Below are 16,004 nucleotides of genomic sequence, written 5' to 3' on the forward strand. Positions count from 1 at the left end.
AGGAGAACACATCATTAATTTCCTTTTTTCTTGGAAAATAAAAATTGCAGCTTATTTTTGCCTTATGACCATAAAGTTACTAGTACTGGGAAAAACGGACAGCGCTCCATTGATTAAATTAATAGAGGAATACCAACAACGATTAAAACATTATATTAGGTTTGAATTGGATATTGTTCCCGATATAAAAAACACTAAAAATCTTTCCGAAAAACAACAAAAGGAGAAAGAGGGGGAAGCAATATTAAATAGATTAAACCCTACTGATATTTTAATTTTATTGGACGAAAACGGCAAACAAAAAACCTCCGTAGAATTTTCCCAATACCTACAAAAAAAAATGAATTCAGGGATAAAGCAGCTGGTTCTGGTAATTGGTGGACCTTATGGTTTTAGTGATGCGGTATACCAAAAATCCCAAGGCATGCTCAGTTTATCCAAAATGACTTTCTCTCACCAAATGGTGCGATTATTTGTGGTAGAACAGCTTTACAGGGCCTTTACCATCCTAAAAAACGAACCCTATCATCATCAATAGCTGTTTCCTATATTGGAAAGTTTACCTCCTACAAAAGGTAATCACATAAAGATTACGTACGCTCTTGCAACCGAATCTGATTTCTCACCTATTCAGAATTAATCATGGACGTTTAGCTGTCCTAATTTAGCAGCTTAGAGGCAATTAAAAGAAAACCCCGGGACATCGTATCCGGGGGTTTCTTTATAGGATAGGAAATATAATTCCTTTAGGTGTGGTTAAATTTTAGCTCGATTAATACAACACTCTGAATTTAATAGTATTGTCTATCTTTTTCAAGGCCTTAATAACATCTTTATTGTACTTTTTATCCAGATCGGTGATCACATACCCTACTTCGTTATCGGTAGAGAGGTACTGACCTGATATATTCATATCAAAACGTGCCAAAACCTCGTTGATCTTAGCCATTACTCCTGGAACATTTTTATGGATGTGTAAAAAGCGATGTGAATTATTTTGTTTTGGCAACCTAATATTTGGGAAATTTACGGCGTCTACCGTATTTCCTGAATTTATGTAATCCATTATCTTATTGGGTACAAATTCTGCAATATCCCGCTGAGCCTCTTCGGTACTTCCGCCAATATGCGGCGTTAGAATTACATTCTCCAAGCCTTTCAACTCGGTATAAAATTCACCGTTACTCCTTGGTTCTTCAGGAAAAACATCTATGGCCGCACCAGCGATCTTTCCACTTTTTAGCGCAGTTGCCAAAGCACTGATATCTACTACAAAACCTCTAGACAGGTTGACAAAAAGCGCCCCGTCTTTCATTTGGTTTATTTCTCGCTCTCCAATATAATTATGATTGGCCTTGTTATCATCTATATGAAGGGTAACCACGTCGGAGACATTCAAAAGATCTTCTAAAGAACTGCATTTTATGGCGTTCCCTAATGCCAATTGATCCCCAACGTCATAATAATAGACCCGCATACCAAGACCTTCTGCCAAAACAGAAAGTTGTTTCCCGATATTACCATATCCTATGATTCCAAGGTTTTTACCGCGCACCTCTTTAGAGTTGGCCGCTGTTTTATTCCATTGTCCACCATGTATTTCCGTACTACGGGGGAAAATACTCCTCATCAACATTATAATCTCTCCAATGGCAAGTTCTACCACCGATCTGGTATTGCTATAAGGCGCATTAAAAACTGCCACCCCTTTTTTCTTGCAGGCTTCCAAATCTATTTGGGTGGTACCAATACAAAATGCACCTACTGTCATCAATTTTTCGGCAGCTTCCAAAACTTTTGCAGTAACCTGTGTCTTGGAACGTATCCCCAAAACGTGTACGTCCTTTATTTTCTCTATAAGCTCATCCTCAGTAAGACTGTGTTTTAGGAGTTCTACGGAAAACCCTTCTTCCGAGAGGGTTTCAAAGGCATTTGAATGCACGTTTTCCAATAATAAGATCTTAATTCTATTCTTAGGGTAAGATATCTTTCTAGGCAATTTATTCACAAATAAAAATTCATCTAAATTCGGTGTAATATAATCTGCGTTCTTCGCAGCCTTTTCTCTATGCACATTTTCGGTATAAGCAAAAAATTTATCCGCAATACCTGCCTCGCGCATTACATAGTCGCTATAACCATCCCCTATAACCTGTACTTCTCCTTGAAGATCAAGATTTTTAAGGCAGGCAATCTTTCCGTTGTGGGAAGCCAATACATTGGCCTCGTCAAATCCAATGATTTTACCATCTTCATCAAACGTAAAGGTATTTGCATACACCCTATCTGCAGGAATATTATACGCTTCAACTATGGGGTCTATAAACTCCTTAAATCCACATGAGATTACATAAATATCATCTGAATAGGTTTCAAAAAATTCTTTATTGGATTCAATGGATTTAGATATTTTATGGCGCAATAGCTCCACCAATTTATCCAAATCATTTTTATGGGCGTTCAATAATTTGATGCGCTTTTCCAATGATTCTGTAAACGAAATATCGCCATCAATACCCAGATTGGTGATTTTCTGGATTTCCTTAATTATCTCCTCCTTATCACTTCTACCTTCCAGTGTGATTTCTGCCAAAACATCCAAGGCTTCTACCCTTGTGAGTGTGCTATCAAAATCGAACACATATTTTCTGCTCTCTGCAACCATTTTGCCTAAAAAATTTAAGCCGTAAAAGTAGGAATAAATATGGACTGACAATTAAAACTGACCAGAAAACTAAGTGTGCGGTAGGTTTTGTAGATAAGAAGTGAGAATATGGTTTATTTTAGTAGTAAATATTGATAAATCCATAAATGACTGTTTATAAAGTAGCGATAAAGCTAAAATTTAATTAAACAAAACCTAAACTGGATGTTTAGGCGGCTTTTAAAGCCATGATTTTAGGCTCGTTAAAGCCAATAGGAGCTGTTTCTTGGTTTTTTGAAGATATTATTAGAAGAATTTGCAGCGGATGCAACCCTTAGCTAACCCACATGTAGAGTATTCCCGTAATAATGGCCAACCCAAAGCTCAATAAGGTTCCGATCAATATATACTCTGTGAGCTTACGAGAATTGCTTTCCTTTAGATCGTTGAACCTAAACACGGATTTAGCGGTTATTAATAATCCTATTGCCTCCCAACGTCCTAAAATAATAAATATCAGCACAAACAAACGTTCAATGATGCCAATATACTTTCCTGCATTGGGCAGGGATTTATGATCTAATTCTATCCGATCCGACATTCCTCCTAAGAGCTTTGCCATTATAATTGAGGACGGGGCGCCTATAAATACGATCGCCGTTATCAAATTCCAGTCAAACTCCTTTACCAAAGCTATGGTATGTTCCAGTAAATTAGTGTGATACGCACAACTATAGAGCACAATAATATGCAATAACTGGTCTACAAAAAAGGGAATAGCCTTATTCTTAAAATGCGGATTAGAGTAGAGTTTCCCTAGGTCAATAAAATAATGCGATACGGCAATTAATGCGGCCCATTGCCATTGATTTAAGTCCCATAGCAATAGCATGGTCACCCCAAAATGGATTGAGATATGAAGGTATAAAAATTTGGAAGTTATTTTGTGCACCTCCTTGTGAACTACCCATCGGGTGGGCTGCAATAAGAAATCGCCTATTAGATGTGCCAACAAAAGTTTCGTAAAAAATATCATCCTTTTAGTTCCTTTATCACTGATTCGTAATAGCGAAGCATTTCTAGCACTAAATCCATTCTTGCACGGTTTAGACGTTGACTTACCGCAGATTGCTGTATCCCCAATCGATCGGCGATCTGCTGCTGGGAATCCGCTGGATTATCCAAGGTTAACCGCACTATTTCCGATGAAACTACGGACCAGTTATCCATAAAGTCCAAAGCCAATCTTAATATTAGATTTAAGGTCCTATCCTTTTTATCGTTTCCTGTTACTATTGCTAGGTTTAGTTTTTGATCCTTTAAGGTCTCAAATACCCTTCCGGAACGTTGATGCGCCTCCCCATTGGACTGACTTACACTACTACCTACATAAGTTTCGCTCCCCAGGCCTATCCCCATCCTAACATCCAAAGGCTTTATAAACTTAATTATAGCCTTAATCTGGATAGCCATTCTCAATGCGTTTTCCGGAGTGGTTTTTATTTGAAACTCATCGCCCCTATAAATCTCCCAATCTTCTGGCGTATTCCCCTTGCTGCTCAGGTATTCTTTTAAAATACCCATCCAGTCAGATGCCCCGTCCGTTTGGGAATCAATGATATCACCTGTTATTATTGCAATCATTTTTTATAAGCTATATGGCTAATATATCAAAATATAAGCTTAAACACTAATATATTGAAATATAAGCTTAAATACCGATATAACCCTTCATTTAAAAATGCCGAAGAAAGTGCTAAAACCACCGCCTTACCAACACACAGTATTTTTGATACTCTTTTGTGAATTTTTGAAAGAGCACTTCTTCTTCAGGAATTATCTGAAAAATATTCATATAATATACAAAACCTGCCGCAAGTAAAGTATTAAAAGCATTCCCCAAATGCAGGCCCCATGCTAACAGAAGTAGCAATAAAGCCAAATACATAGGATTTCTAGAGTATTTATACAAACCTCCAGTAACTAATTTTGAAACCTTGGAGGGTGCGGAAGGATTTATGGTAGTACGTGATCTATAAAACTGAACCAAAGAAATGAGGCCGATAAAAAGAGCCAATAGGCAAAGTGTAAGCATCAGATAACTCCTTCCAAAAAAATCAAAATTTCCAACCGGTAAATATTTAGCCAAGACAAACATTAACCCGGCAAATAAAAAAGCGACAATTAGAGGTGGCATCTTCAATTTCATAACTAAAAAAATATTAACACAATAAAATTACTACTTTTGAAGTTACCGAAATGACTTACAATAGCGCAGGCTACAATAATACAATATAAAAATTATTTCAATGCAATTGGTATTTGCCACAAACAACCGCAATAAACTACTAGAGGTACAAAAATTATTTCCAAAGGAAATCAAACTACTCTCCTTGGAAGACATTGGTTGCACCCAGGATATTCCTGAAACTGAACCTGATATAGAGGGAAATGCCATCCTTAAGGCCAATTTTGTAACAGAGCATTACGGATATCCCTGTTTTGCTGATGACACTGGCTTGTTGGTTGATGCGTTAGATGGTGCCCCAGGTGTACATTCCGCAAGATACGCAGGCGATCAAAAAAACACAGACGACAATATTAATAAATTATTGGCCGAGTTAGAGCATCAATCCATCCGGTCAGCACACTTTAAAACTGTAATCGCGTTAAATTTAAACAAAGGCCAATTCCTTTTCCAAGGCATAGTCGAGGGTGAGATTGCCACAGAAAAAAGAGGTGAAAAAGGTTTTGGATACGACCCTGTTTTTATCCCTAAGGGCTATGACCAAACCTTTGCCCAATTACCATTGACCATTAAAAACCAAATAAGCCATAGAGCTAAGGCTACACAACAATTACTCGCCTTCTTTAATCAACAATCCAATGAACAATCCCCTCGCAACAAGGAGTAAAAATATAGGTGTTTTTAAAAGCAAAGAAACCGCAGCAGCACTATTAATCGTAATTTCTGCCGCATTAATGGCCATCACAGAACTAACTAACAACAAACTGGAGGAGCAAATGACCCGTTCTCAAAACCAACAGATAAGCTACTCCAACTGGTATCAGGCCAAAAGCATTAAGCAGAATCTAAAAGAAAGCGAATTGGACTTCCTAAAAGCCCTTATGGAAATTGGGATAGTTCCACCTGAGAAACAACAGAATTTTAAAAACATCATGGCCCACACCAAATCAATGGCCATAAAGTACGAGGCTGAAAAAACTGAACTCCTTGTGGGTTCCTCCAGCATTCCACGAGAATATTGGGCCCAAGACCTCGACGGAGAAATGGGTCAGATAATTGGCGTAAAGGAATGGATTACAATGACCCAAAAATATAATGCGGCCACGCAAAAGATGGATCTGGGCCAATTGCTATTCCAAATCTGTATTGTGTTTTCCGTTGTGTGTATTATGATTCGAAACAATGAAAAACTACAGTCAAATTTTATAGGTCTAACAATTTTATTTGGTATTCTTGGTATTATAGCGGCCAGTTATGGTTACCTATTGGGTTTATAACCGCTTAAAAAATGAATGCAAAATAATATATTATAATTAAATAAATAACACTACCTTTGCACCTTTAATTAACGCCGCTGGTATAGCATGTGTTGTGATGAGTCTAAGTAGGTTATAGAAAATAATCGCTCCGTACAACATACATATTTGCGATTATTTATAACATATTATGACAAAATTTGAAGCATTAGGGCTAGATCAGTCCCTATTAAATGCTATTTCTGACCTTGGATTTGAAAGTCCTTCAGAAGTACAAGAAAAAGCAATCCCAATTTTATTGGAAAGTGACACAGATTTGGTTGCCCTTGCCCAGACAGGGACAGGTAAGACCGCTGCGTTTGGATTTCCACTTATCCAAAAGATAGATCGCGAAAGCAAGACTACCCAAGGATTAATCCTATCCCCTACCCGTGAGCTTTGTATGCAGATCACCAATGAAATGGTGCAGTATTCCAAATACGAAAAAGGGTTGAACGTAGTTGCCATTTATGGTGGTGCAAGTATAACCGATCAGGCAAGACAAATAAAAAGAGGTGCACAAATTATTGTAGCTACCCCTGGTAGAATGAAGGATATGATTGGTCGTGGTTTGGTAGATATTTCCAAATTAGACTACTGTATTCTAGATGAGGCCGATGAAATGTTGAATATGGGCTTCTATGAGGATATCAAGGATATTCTATCCAATACCCCTAAGGAAAAATCCATATGGTTGTTTTCAGCCACCATGCCCAAGGAGGTATCATTAATCGCCAAGAAATTCATGAAAAATCCACAGGAAATTACTGTGGGTACAAAAAATGCTGGTACTAGTACCGTACAGCACGAATATTACGTTGTAGGTGGAAGAGATCGTTATCCTGCTTTAAAAAGGTTAGCAGATACCAACCCCGATATTTTTTCCGTTATTTTCTGTAGAACCAAGAGAGACACCCAAAAGGTGGCTGAAAAATTGATCGAAGACGGATACAATGCAGGAGCATTACACGGAGACCTTAGCCAAAACCAAAGGGATTTGGTAATGAATTCCTTCCGTAAGAAACAAATTCAAATGCTGGTAGCAACAGACGTTGCTGCAAGAGGTATAGATGTTGATGATATTACACACGTTATCAACTATCAACTCCCCGATGAAATAGAAACCTATACCCACAGAAGTGGACGTACAGGAAGAGCTGGGAAATCAGGGATTTCAATGGTAATTATTACTCGAAGCGAGCTTCGTAAGATTAAAGCCATAGAAAATAAGATTCAACAGTCCTTTATAGCTAAGACAATTCCAACAGGGATGGAAATCTGTGAAATACAGCTTTATCACTTAGCCAATAAAATAAAGGATACCAAAATAAATAAAGAAGTAGACCATTATTTACCAGCAATCAACGACGTACTTTCCGGAATAGATAGGGAAGAATTGATTAAAAAAATTGTTTCAGTAGAGTTTACCCGCTTCTTTAATTATTACAACAAAACCAAGGACCTTAATACTTCTGGCGCTAGTGAAAGAGGCGAAAGAGGCATGGAGAGCAGTAATGGCGCCCCAGACAATGGGAACGTTAGATACTTTATCAATGTTGGGGAAAAGGACGGTTATGACTGGATGTCCCTAAAGGATTTTATCAGAGATACCGTTAGCCTAGGGCAAGACGATATTTTTAAAGTCGACGTTAAGGAGAGTTTTTCCTTCTTTAACACCGATGCCGCATCTACTGAGGCCATCTTAAAGACCTTTACCGAATTTAAGGTCGACGGAAGATTTGTTAACGTGGAAGTTTCCAAAAGCCCAGGTGGTGGTGGTGGCAGAAGCAACAGAGGTGGAAACCGTGATAGCGGCAGAAGCGGTGGCGGTAGCAGAAGTGGCGGTGGCAGAAGCGGAGGCGGAAGAGATTTCCGTGATAACGACCGAAGCAGAAGCAAAAGAAGTGACCGTGGCCCTGCCAAAGGAAACTCTTCCAGTAGTTCTGGAAAAAGAAGATCGCCGAGAAAAAGCGACTCCTATTAGTTAATTGTATATTAAAAAAATACGCTTCGGCGTATTTTTTTAGTTAGTTTAGCAATTATAATCTTGGACTTATTTAATGAAAATCTTTTTATTGCCCCTACTGATCGTGTTTATGACTTTTGGATACTCGCAAGAGACTGAAAGCGAGAACGATCCAACATCTCTTAAAGCAATTGTTATCAACGCCCAAACGGACCAGCCTATGGAAAGTGTCCATGTGGTAAACCTTAACCAGGTAATAGGCACCATCACCAATAAAAATGGAGAGTTTGCTATTACGGCCAAGGTCAATGATACCATATTCTTCACCTTTCTTGGTTTTAAGTCACAAAAAGTCCGGGTTACCAACGATATGTTTAAGTTTAAAAACACCAAAATATCACTTACCGAACTGGCATACGCTTTGGAAGAAGTTATTGTAAGACCCTATTCCCTTACCGGCTATTTGGAGATTGATGTAAAAAACTTACCCCTCAATAATGCATTCCAATATAGTATCTCCGGTTTATCTGTGGGCTATGAAGCAGGAAACAAAAACCCAAGTGCAGTCTCAAAAGTATTGGGCGCCATTCTTAATCCAGCTGATCTTTTAAGGAATCTTTTTGGAAAAAAACCCAACCAGATGCGTAAACTTCGACAAATTAAGGAGGACGATAAGATCCGTGATCTACTAGCTTCCAAGTTTGATCGGGAAACCCTAACAGAACTGCTTCAGATAGAAAAGGTAGATATAGAGGACATACTTAACAATTGTAACTACTCAAGATCCTTTATTGCAACCGCAAATGATCTTCAGATTCTTGACGCCATCAGCAGTTGTTACGAAGAGTTTAAGGTATTAAATAGGAAACAATAAGCATTATTAACCACAACTTAATCTTACCATTATCATACAGTTCTTATTTTAGGCACTAACATTCTATCTGAAACCTCCAATTTTGGGTCAATAAATAAATTTTCTTTATTGATCATCATTTTATAGCTTTAGGGAAAATAGACTGAAATGAAAAAAACACTCGTTTTTATCATTTATCTGCTCCTATTTTATGCCTGTAAGAAATACAGAAAAGAGCCGATAAAGGAATCCAAAAGTCCTATCACTACTATGCCATCCACTCCATCCACAAAACCATTTGCTTGGGAAGGGGCAAATATATATTTTCTTCTTACGGATCGTTTCTACAATGGAAATACAAGTAATGATACTACCCTGAACAGAAATAAGGAAACCGGGGTTCTTAGAGGTTTCATGGGCGGGGACCTACAGGGAATCACTAAAAAAATAGAAGAAGGTTACTTTTCCAATTTGGGAGTCAATGCCATATGGTTTACTCCTGTTGTAGAACAAATTCATGATCTTGTAAATGAAGGTACAGGCAACACTTATGGTTACCACGGCTATTGGACCAAGGATTGGACTGCATTGGACCCCAATTTTGGCACCAAAAAAGAGTTGGAAACCTTAGTGAAAACGGCCCATATTAAGGGAATCAGAATTCTAATGGATGTAGTACTCAACCATACGGGACCAGTTACTGACATAGATCCAGTATGGCCGTCAGAATGGGTTCGCACAGGACCGGTTTGCGAATACACCACTTACGAATCTACCACAGCCTGTACATTGGTTAAAAATCTACCCGATATTAAAACCGAATCCGACGCAGAGGTAGAACTCCCCGATGCCCTTATGGCCAAATGGAAGAAGGAAGGCCGCTTAAGTCAGGAATTGGATGAGCTTCAATTATTTTTTGATAGAACTGGCCATCCGAGGGTCCCTAAGTATTATATTATTAAATGGCTCACCGATTACGTAAACGACCTTGGAATAGATGGCTTTAGAGTAGATACGGCGAAACATGTGGACGAAAACACCTGGACAGATCTACAGCGTGAAGCATCCTATGTATTTAATATCTGGAAGAAAAAACACCCAGAAAAGGTTTTGGATGACAACCCGTTCTTTATGGTAGGTGAAGTTTATGGATATGGTATTTCCAATGGAAGGCAATACGATTTTGGGGACAGGAAGGTTGATTATTTTGCGCACGGATTTACCAGCCTAATCAACTTTGAACTAAAGTACGATGCCAAAAGCGATTATGAAACGATCTTTAAAAAGTACAACGATCTTCTAAAAAATTCACTAAAGGGCAAAAGCGTTGTAAACTACTTGGCTTCGCATGATGATGGGCAGCCGTATGACAAGGATAGGAAATTGCCCTACAGAGCCGCAAACGTGCTATTGCTAACGCCAGGAGCCTCACAAATATATTATGGAGACGAAACTAATCGATCTTTGTCTATCCCAGACGCTCAAGGCGATGCCACTTTGCGATCCTTTATGAATTGGGAACAACTAGATAGTTTGGCAGAAACAAAAAAAATATTGGCCCATTGGCAAAAATTAGGGCAGTTTAGAAACAACCACCCCGCAGTTGGCGCCGGCACACACAATTTAGTATCCAAATTACCCTATGTATTCAGTAGATCTTATGAAAAGGGCAATTATAAGGATAAAGTGGTTATTGGGCTCAATTTGCCAAAAGGAAAAAAAGACCTAAAAATTCAAGGTTTTTTCGACGATGGAACAAAATTATTCGATACCTATTCCCAAACCCATGTCACCGTTACAAACGGGACTGCCTTTTTGGATAACGATTTTGATATTGCACTATTGGAATTGGCCCAATAATAATATCCCATTAAACTTGCCATTAGAGCAGTAGAAATTCAGTCATTTTAACATTTCTGTACTATATCGTTCCTTTCCGTTTGGTATTTTTACCGTCCAATACTCTTATCATAAGGGGGGAATAGATTTTGTTACATGGTGTTGAATAGGCGTAGTTTTATTGGTAAAATAGTTGTCGGGATAATTGGTTTGGTGGTGTTGGATGCCTATTGGTTGGAACCCTATGGAATAGAATGGACCGAATTTGATCTGAACAGGGATAGTTCTAACAAAATAAAAGCCATTCATCTTACAGATTTACACCTAAGGTCTATAGGTGCCTATCACAGGTCAATCACCAAAAAAATAAATAACGAAAAGCCCGATGTGCTATTTATCACAGGGGACACCATAAACCACAACGGCCATTTTCCCTTTTTAATCGCTTTTTTGGATCTTATTGATGCCAAAATCCCAAAAATTGCCATTTTAGGTAACAAGGAATATTCCGGAAAGGTAGACTTGGAAAAGCTAAAAGCGGTATTTGAAACGTATAATGGAACTCTGTTGATTAATCAATCCCAATTATTTGCCGTTAGAAATAGAAAAATTAATGTCGTTGGTTTGGACGATTATGTCTACAGTACTCCAGATTTTGAACTGGCTACCAAGGGTATAGATAAATCCCAACTCGTAATTGTTCTAAACCATTGTCCCGCTTATAGGGAGCAAATAGACGAACTTGGCGAAAAATTACATTTAAAGTCACACCTTATTTTAGCTGGACATACCCACGGCGGGCAGATAACCTATTTTGGAAAGCCAATTTACACCCCATATGGCAGTGCACACTACGTAAAGGGCTGGTACAATAACGAACACTCTAAAATGTATGTTTCAAGAGGTGTAGGCACGGCCATCATGCCCATACGATTTGCTTGCCGATCAGAAGCCAGCATTTTCTATATTTAAGGTGTCTAAGTAGGAAATTAAGGCAATCTTATATCCCACGGTATCCGTCGGTAAAGTGGTACATTCAACCTACCATTGTACCCTAAATGAAATCTACTTCTCCATTATTATTTTCAAATTTATCAAACCCTCCTCAAATTCCTTGCCTACCATTTTATCCATAGTCATAACAAGCATCATAATGGACATTGGAAATTTATTTTTTCCTTTAAACCCCCATACAACTTCCGTTTGATCAGCTTCCTTTTCGGTTACAATAAGATAGCAGTCGGAAGTGGATTTAAACGGTTTTAGAAACCGGAGCTCTCCTTCTACTCTATTCCCCTCCACTATCTTTGTGATTTCCTGCTCCCCTTCCCCTACTTCCTTATTTCCTTTCCAATAGCTTATTGCGCCTACCTCACCATCTATACCGGTGAATTTGTTTATCATATTGGGGTCTCTTTTGGCCCAAGGTGACCATTCCTGTTGTTTTTTTAGAAATTTAATATTTTCAAAAACATGTTCTTTGGGACTATTGATTAGAATGGACCTAGATACATCATAGGTTTTTGGTCCCAAGACTGCCCAAAGGACAATCAGGACAATTACCCCCAATAAAATATAGAGCAAAGTTAACATAGCATGTAGTTGTTGGTTCCCTTAAATATAGCGAAATTATCATTTGGTTCCGTAGTATCTCGCCAAAACATCGTCTATACTTCGGACAGATTTCTTGGTCCAATCCAACCTTCTTTCCATCTTCTCATCTTCTGTTAAACGCCAGTTCAGGTCGGTTTTTTTCAATAGATTGGTAAGATTGTGCAATATGATGGCAGCGGCAACAGAGATATTTAGACTTTCGGTAAATCCGACCATGGGTATGGTGAGAAATGAATCTGCATTTTCCATTACCTCCGAACTCAAACCGTTGCGTTCGGTACCAAAAAAAAGGGCCGTTTTTCCGTTAAACTCAAAATCTGGCAAAAGCACTCCGTTTTCATGAGGCGTTGTTGCCACAATGCTATACCCGTCTTGTCTTAAAGCAGTAATACAGTCTGCCGTATTATTATATCTTTTGGTGTCTACCCACTGCTGTGAGCCCATGGTTATACTTTTATCCAATCGCTTGCCAAATCTATTCTCGATCAAATGAGCCTCCTGAATACCGAAAATATCACAGCTTCTAATTACAGCGCTCATATTGTGCATCTGGTAAACATCTTCAACAGCGACAGTAATATACTTGGTGCGTTCTTCCAATATTTCCAAAAAACGTTGCTTTCTTTCCAGAGTAATAAATCCTTCCAAATACGTAAGCAATTGATTGTCTTTCATATCCTTGATTAATAGTGTAAATGAAATGCCTTAATTTTACAAATATTACTATATACTTTTTAAAATGAAAAAAATAGTTGTTTTAACCGGGGCAGGAATTAGCGCGGAAAGTGGCATAAACACCTTTAGGGATGCAGATGGATTGTGGGAAGGCCACGATGTAATGGAGGTTGCCACACCTGAAGGATTCATAAAAAACCCCAGTTTGGTTCTTAATTTTTATAATGAACGAAGAAAACAGTTATCCAATGTAAACCCCAATCAGGCGCACCTTTCTTTGGCCAATCTGGAAGCAGTCTACAACGTACATATCATCACCCAAAACGTAGATGATCTACATGAAAGGGCAGGGAGCTCACAAGTCCTTCATTTACATGGGGAATTATTAAAGGCAAGAAGCAGCAAAAACCCCAACAGTATCATAGACTGGAGAACAGATATTAAAATAGGCGATCTATGTGCCGCTGGCACCCAGTTACGTCCTCATATTGTATGGTTTGGAGAGGAAGTCCCTTTGCTTAGAGAAGCCACAGAAATAACTACCAAAGCAGACATCTTGATTATTATAGGTACTTCGATGCAGGTATACCCCGCAGCCAGTCTGGTACACTATGTTGCAGATGATACGCCAATATATTTTATTGATCCAAAACCCAATATCAGGGAAACAGACTTTAGCAACCTTACTATAATTAAAAATAGCGCTACCAAGGGAGTGGAAATGCTGGCACAGCAATTACTAAAAAATGGCTCATAATTACGCTATTCCTAGGAGCAAAATGAAAAAATAATACCATTGTGACCGTACCGGAAATGTATAATGCCTTAGACAATGTAGATGCTTCCAAACAAAAAAGAATGGAAATGTCCACTTTGGTGCTCAACCATCCCGAAAACATTGCCCCGCTTATAGAAATTGGCTTTCATATAGACGACCCTATCTCTTGTAAGGCCTGTTTGGTCCTAGAATTTATTGTTGCACAACGCTTGGAGCTACTACTACCGTATTTGGACAAGTTCATTAAAAATATGGCGCGGGTGCATTTGGATTCTGCAGTAAGGCCCATCGCCAAAATCTGTGAATATTTAACCCATTCCTATTTTATTAACAAGGATCACGCCACCATTGAGGCGTTGAATGAGGGCCATTTAACGCAACTAACTACAACATGCTTCGATTGGTTAATTGGAGATCAGAAGGTGGCAGCAAAGGCTTATTCCATGACCTCTCTGCTATTATTGGGAAAGAAATTTCCTTGGATTTGGCCCGAATTAAAGTTAATATTGGAACAAAACTACCACACTGGAAGTGCCGCATACCAAGCCAGAGCAAGGATTACCATAGCGAAATTGGGATAATCACTTTAATTTGTAACAATGGAGAAGTCCTTTGTTTCAAACTATAAACATTATTTGGGTTCGCTTTTAAACTCTTTAACTTATAGCTATCTTTGCGCTTTTCTTAAAACAATCAATTTCTCAAAAAATGTCACTAAACAAATTAAACGCCATTTCGCCTATAGACGGTAGATATCGCAGTAAGGTAGCTTCTTTGGCAACCTATTTTTCGGAAGAAGCACTTATTAAATACAGGGTTTTAGTTGAAATAGAATATTTTATCGCACTTTGCGAAATTCCCCTACCTCAACTATCTACTTTCGACACTTCCAAGTTTAAGGCATTGCGAGAAATCTACAGCAACTTTACTACTGAAGATGCCATTGCCATTAAAGAAATTGAAAAGGTCACCAACCACGATGTAAAAGCCGTTGAATATTTTATTAAAAAGAAATTTGACGATCTGGGCCTAAAGCAATTTAAAGAGTTTATTCATTTTGGGCTTACTTCCCAGGATATTAATAATACGGCCATTCCCCTCTCCATTAAGGAGGCCATGGATCAGGTCTATGTTCCAAATTATTTGGAAGTATTAAATAAAATAGAGGAATTGGCAAAGGAATGGGAGGCTATTCCATTGTTGGCCAGAACCCACGGACAGCCCGCATCCCCTACCCGATTGGGTAAAGAAATAGATGTTTTCGCCGTGCGATTAAAGGAGCAGTTCCGCTTTTTGGAAGAAATTCCAAATGCCGCTAAATTTGGTGGTGCCACAGGAAACTACAACGCACATAAAGTTGCCTATCCCAACATTGATTGGAGAGCTTTCGGTCAGAAATTTGTACAGGAAAAACTAGGATTACACCACTCCTTCCCTACCACACAGATTGAACATTACGATCATATGGCAGGGCTTTTCGATTGCTTAAAACGTATTAACACCATTGTTTTGGATCTTGATAGGGATTTCTGGACCTATGTTTCCATGGACTATTTTAAACAAAAAATAAAGGCAGGGGAAGTTGGATCATCGGCTATGCCACATAAGGTAAATCCGATTGACTTTGAAAATTCGGAAGGAAATTTAGGACTCGCCAATGCCATTTTCGAACATTTGTCAGCAAAATTACCAGTCTCCAGACTGCAAAGGGACTTAACCGATAGTACAGTTCTAAGAAATATAGGCGTGCCTTTCGGACATACCCTTATCGCCTTCCAATCTACCTTAAAAGGGCTGAATAAATTACTTTTGAACGCGGATAAATTTGATCAAGATTTGGAGAACAATTGGGCAGTTGTGGCAGAGGCCATACAAACCATCCTTAGACGGGAAGCCTACCCAGATCCATATGAAGCTTTAAAGGGACTTACAAGAACCAACGAAAAAATCACCCAACAGTCTATTGCCAATTTTATAGATACCCTGGAGGTGAGTGATGAAATAAAGAGCGAACTAAAACAAATTACTCCCCGTAATTATACAGGAATTTAGGAGACTGAACAAACAATTTACCTCTATAGAACCGGTGATG

16 protein-coding genes are annotated in these 16,004 nt (G+C 38.6%); 10 read left to right on the top strand and 6 right to left on the bottom strand.

What is annotated here, in order from left to right; all coding sequences use genetic code 11:
- Positions 1–64: 64 nt before the first annotated feature.
- Positions 65–538 (top strand): 23S rRNA (pseudouridine(1915)-N(3))-methyltransferase RlmH, encoded by a 474-nt coding sequence (gene rlmH / locus KCTC52924_RS00200; protein ID WP_251808774.1) that lies wholly within the window; start codon positions 65–67, stop codon positions 536–538.
- Positions 539–772: 234 nt separating this feature from the next.
- Here the strand turns inward: rlmH and serA are convergent, their stop codons facing one another.
- From serA to KCTC52924_RS00220, 4 genes are all read right to left on the bottom strand, one after another.
- Positions 773–2,665: a phosphoglycerate dehydrogenase gene (serA, locus tag KCTC52924_RS00205; RefSeq protein WP_251808773.1), complete on the bottom strand. Its 1,893-nt coding sequence runs from the start codon at positions 2,663–2,665 to the stop codon at positions 773–775.
- Between the two features lie 313 nt (positions 2,666–2,978).
- A complete protein-coding gene (locus KCTC52924_RS00210; RefSeq protein ID WP_251808772.1) occupies positions 2,979–3,680 on the bottom strand; it encodes a DUF3307 domain-containing protein in 702 nt (233 codons plus the stop codon).
- Positions 3,677–4,288 (bottom strand): SatD family protein, encoded by a 612-nt coding sequence (locus tag KCTC52924_RS00215; protein WP_251808771.1) that lies wholly within the window; start codon positions 4,286–4,288, stop codon positions 3,677–3,679. Before KCTC52924_RS00215 ends, KCTC52924_RS00210 begins: the two co-directional genes overlap by 4 nt.
- A gap of 112 nt (positions 4,289–4,400) precedes the next feature.
- Complete coding sequence (locus KCTC52924_RS00220) at positions 4,401–4,853, bottom strand: isoprenylcysteine carboxylmethyltransferase family protein (RefSeq protein WP_251808770.1); 453 nt, start codon at positions 4,851–4,853, stop codon at positions 4,401–4,403.
- 100 nt (positions 4,854–4,953) lie between these two features.
- Here KCTC52924_RS00220 and KCTC52924_RS00225 point away from each other — a divergent pair, with 100 nt between their 5' ends.
- The 6 genes from KCTC52924_RS00225 to KCTC52924_RS00250 all read left to right on the top strand — a co-directional run bounded on the left by KCTC52924_RS00225 (position 4,954) and on the right by KCTC52924_RS00250 (position 11,817).
- Entirely contained in the window at positions 4,954–5,559 is a 606-nt protein-coding gene (locus tag KCTC52924_RS00225; RefSeq protein ID WP_251808769.1) for a non-canonical purine NTP diphosphatase, read from the top strand.
- On the top strand, positions 5,531–6,169 hold the full coding sequence (locus tag KCTC52924_RS00230; protein ID WP_251808768.1) for a DUF4337 family protein: 639 nt from the start codon (positions 5,531–5,533) through the stop codon (positions 6,167–6,169). Before KCTC52924_RS00225 ends, KCTC52924_RS00230 begins: the two co-directional genes overlap by 29 nt.
- A 169-nt stretch (positions 6,170–6,338) precedes the next feature.
- On the top strand, positions 6,339–8,171 hold the full coding sequence (locus KCTC52924_RS00235; RefSeq protein ID WP_251808767.1) for a DEAD/DEAH box helicase: 1,833 nt from the start codon (positions 6,339–6,341) through the stop codon (positions 8,169–8,171).
- Between the two features lie 76 nt (positions 8,172–8,247).
- The gene (locus KCTC52924_RS00240; protein ID WP_251808766.1) at positions 8,248–9,027 is read left to right on the top strand and encodes a carboxypeptidase-like regulatory domain-containing protein; all 780 of its coding nucleotides are present in this window, start codon (positions 8,248–8,250) and stop codon (positions 9,025–9,027) included.
- A gap of 147 nt (positions 9,028–9,174) precedes the next feature.
- Positions 9,175–10,866: an alpha-amylase family glycosyl hydrolase gene (locus KCTC52924_RS00245; protein WP_251808765.1), complete on the top strand. Its 1,692-nt coding sequence runs from the start codon at positions 9,175–9,177 to the stop codon at positions 10,864–10,866.
- Between the two features lie 135 nt (positions 10,867–11,001).
- Entirely contained in the window at positions 11,002–11,817 is an 816-nt protein-coding gene (locus KCTC52924_RS00250; protein WP_251808764.1) for a metallophosphoesterase, read from the top strand.
- Positions 11,818–11,910: 93 nt separating this feature from the next.
- Here the strand turns inward: KCTC52924_RS00250 and KCTC52924_RS00255 are convergent, their stop codons facing one another.
- Together KCTC52924_RS00255 and KCTC52924_RS00260 are read right to left on the bottom strand one after the other, a co-directional pair.
- Positions 11,911–12,438, bottom strand: coding sequence for an SRPBCC family protein (locus tag KCTC52924_RS00255; protein WP_251808763.1), 528 nt, complete (start codon positions 12,436–12,438; stop codon positions 11,911–11,913).
- Between the two features lie 39 nt (positions 12,439–12,477).
- The gene (locus KCTC52924_RS00260) at positions 12,478–13,134 is read right to left on the bottom strand and encodes an RNA methyltransferase (protein ID WP_251808762.1); all 657 of its coding nucleotides are present in this window, start codon (positions 13,132–13,134) and stop codon (positions 12,478–12,480) included.
- Between the two features lie 64 nt (positions 13,135–13,198).
- On the opposite strand from KCTC52924_RS00260, the gene KCTC52924_RS00265 reads away from it, so the two are divergent.
- The 3 genes from KCTC52924_RS00265 to purB all read left to right on the top strand — a co-directional run bounded on the left by KCTC52924_RS00265 (position 13,199) and on the right by purB (position 15,964).
- Positions 13,199–13,891, top strand: coding sequence for an NAD-dependent deacylase (locus KCTC52924_RS00265; protein WP_251808761.1), 693 nt, complete (start codon positions 13,199–13,201; stop codon positions 13,889–13,891).
- A gap of 41 nt (positions 13,892–13,932) precedes the next feature.
- Complete coding sequence (locus KCTC52924_RS00270) at positions 13,933–14,493, top strand: adenylosuccinate lyase (RefSeq protein WP_251808760.1); 561 nt, start codon at positions 13,933–13,935, stop codon at positions 14,491–14,493.
- 127 nt (positions 14,494–14,620) lie between these two features.
- Positions 14,621–15,964 (top strand): adenylosuccinate lyase, encoded by a 1,344-nt coding sequence (gene purB / locus KCTC52924_RS00275; RefSeq protein ID WP_251808759.1) that lies wholly within the window; start codon positions 14,621–14,623, stop codon positions 15,962–15,964.
- Positions 15,965–16,004: the final 40 nt, after the last annotated feature.

It is taken from the genome of Arenibacter antarcticus, from assembly GCF_041320605.1.
Classification (GTDB): Bacteria; Bacteroidota; Bacteroidia; order Flavobacteriales; family Flavobacteriaceae; genus Arenibacter; species Arenibacter antarcticus.

Excerpts from the sequence above, each read along its gene's own strand:
- serA (WP_251808773.1), bottom strand. The coding sequence starts at position 2,665 with ATGGTTGCAGAGAGCAGAAAATATGTGTTCGATTTTGATAGCACACTC.
- KCTC52924_RS00215 (WP_251808771.1), bottom strand. The coding sequence starts at position 4,288 with ATGATTGCAATAATAACAGGTGATATCATTGATTCCCAAACGGACGGG.
- KCTC52924_RS00260 (WP_251808762.1), bottom strand. The coding sequence starts at position 13,134 with ATGAAAGACAATCAATTGCTTACGTATTTGGAAGGATTTATTACTCTG.
- purB (WP_251808759.1), top strand. The coding sequence starts at position 14,621 with ATGTCACTAAACAAATTAAACGCCATTTCGCCTATAGACGGTAGATAT.
- KCTC52924_RS00225 (WP_251808769.1), top strand. The coding sequence starts at position 4,954 with ATGCAATTGGTATTTGCCACAAACAACCGCAATAAACTACTAGAGGTA.
- KCTC52924_RS00210 (WP_251808772.1), bottom strand. The coding sequence starts at position 3,680 with ATGATATTTTTTACGAAACTTTTGTTGGCACATCTAATAGGCGATTTC.
- KCTC52924_RS00255 (WP_251808763.1), bottom strand. The coding sequence starts at position 12,438 with ATGTTAACTTTGCTCTATATTTTATTGGGGGTAATTGTCCTGATTGTC.
- KCTC52924_RS00265 (WP_251808761.1), top strand. The coding sequence starts at position 13,199 with ATGAAAAAAATAGTTGTTTTAACCGGGGCAGGAATTAGCGCGGAAAGT.
- KCTC52924_RS00230 (WP_251808768.1), top strand. The coding sequence starts at position 5,531 with ATGAACAATCCCCTCGCAACAAGGAGTAAAAATATAGGTGTTTTTAAA.
- KCTC52924_RS00245 (WP_251808765.1), top strand. The coding sequence starts at position 9,175 with ATGAAAAAAACACTCGTTTTTATCATTTATCTGCTCCTATTTTATGCC.
- KCTC52924_RS00220 (WP_251808770.1), bottom strand. The coding sequence starts at position 4,853 with ATGAAATTGAAGATGCCACCTCTAATTGTCGCTTTTTTATTTGCCGGG.
- KCTC52924_RS00240 (WP_251808766.1), top strand. The coding sequence starts at position 8,248 with ATGAAAATCTTTTTATTGCCCCTACTGATCGTGTTTATGACTTTTGGA.
- KCTC52924_RS00235 (WP_251808767.1), top strand. The coding sequence starts at position 6,339 with ATGACAAAATTTGAAGCATTAGGGCTAGATCAGTCCCTATTAAATGCT.
- KCTC52924_RS00250 (WP_251808764.1), top strand. The coding sequence starts at position 11,002 with ATGGTGTTGAATAGGCGTAGTTTTATTGGTAAAATAGTTGTCGGGATA.
- rlmH (WP_251808774.1), top strand. The coding sequence starts at position 65 with ATGACCATAAAGTTACTAGTACTGGGAAAAACGGACAGCGCTCCATTG.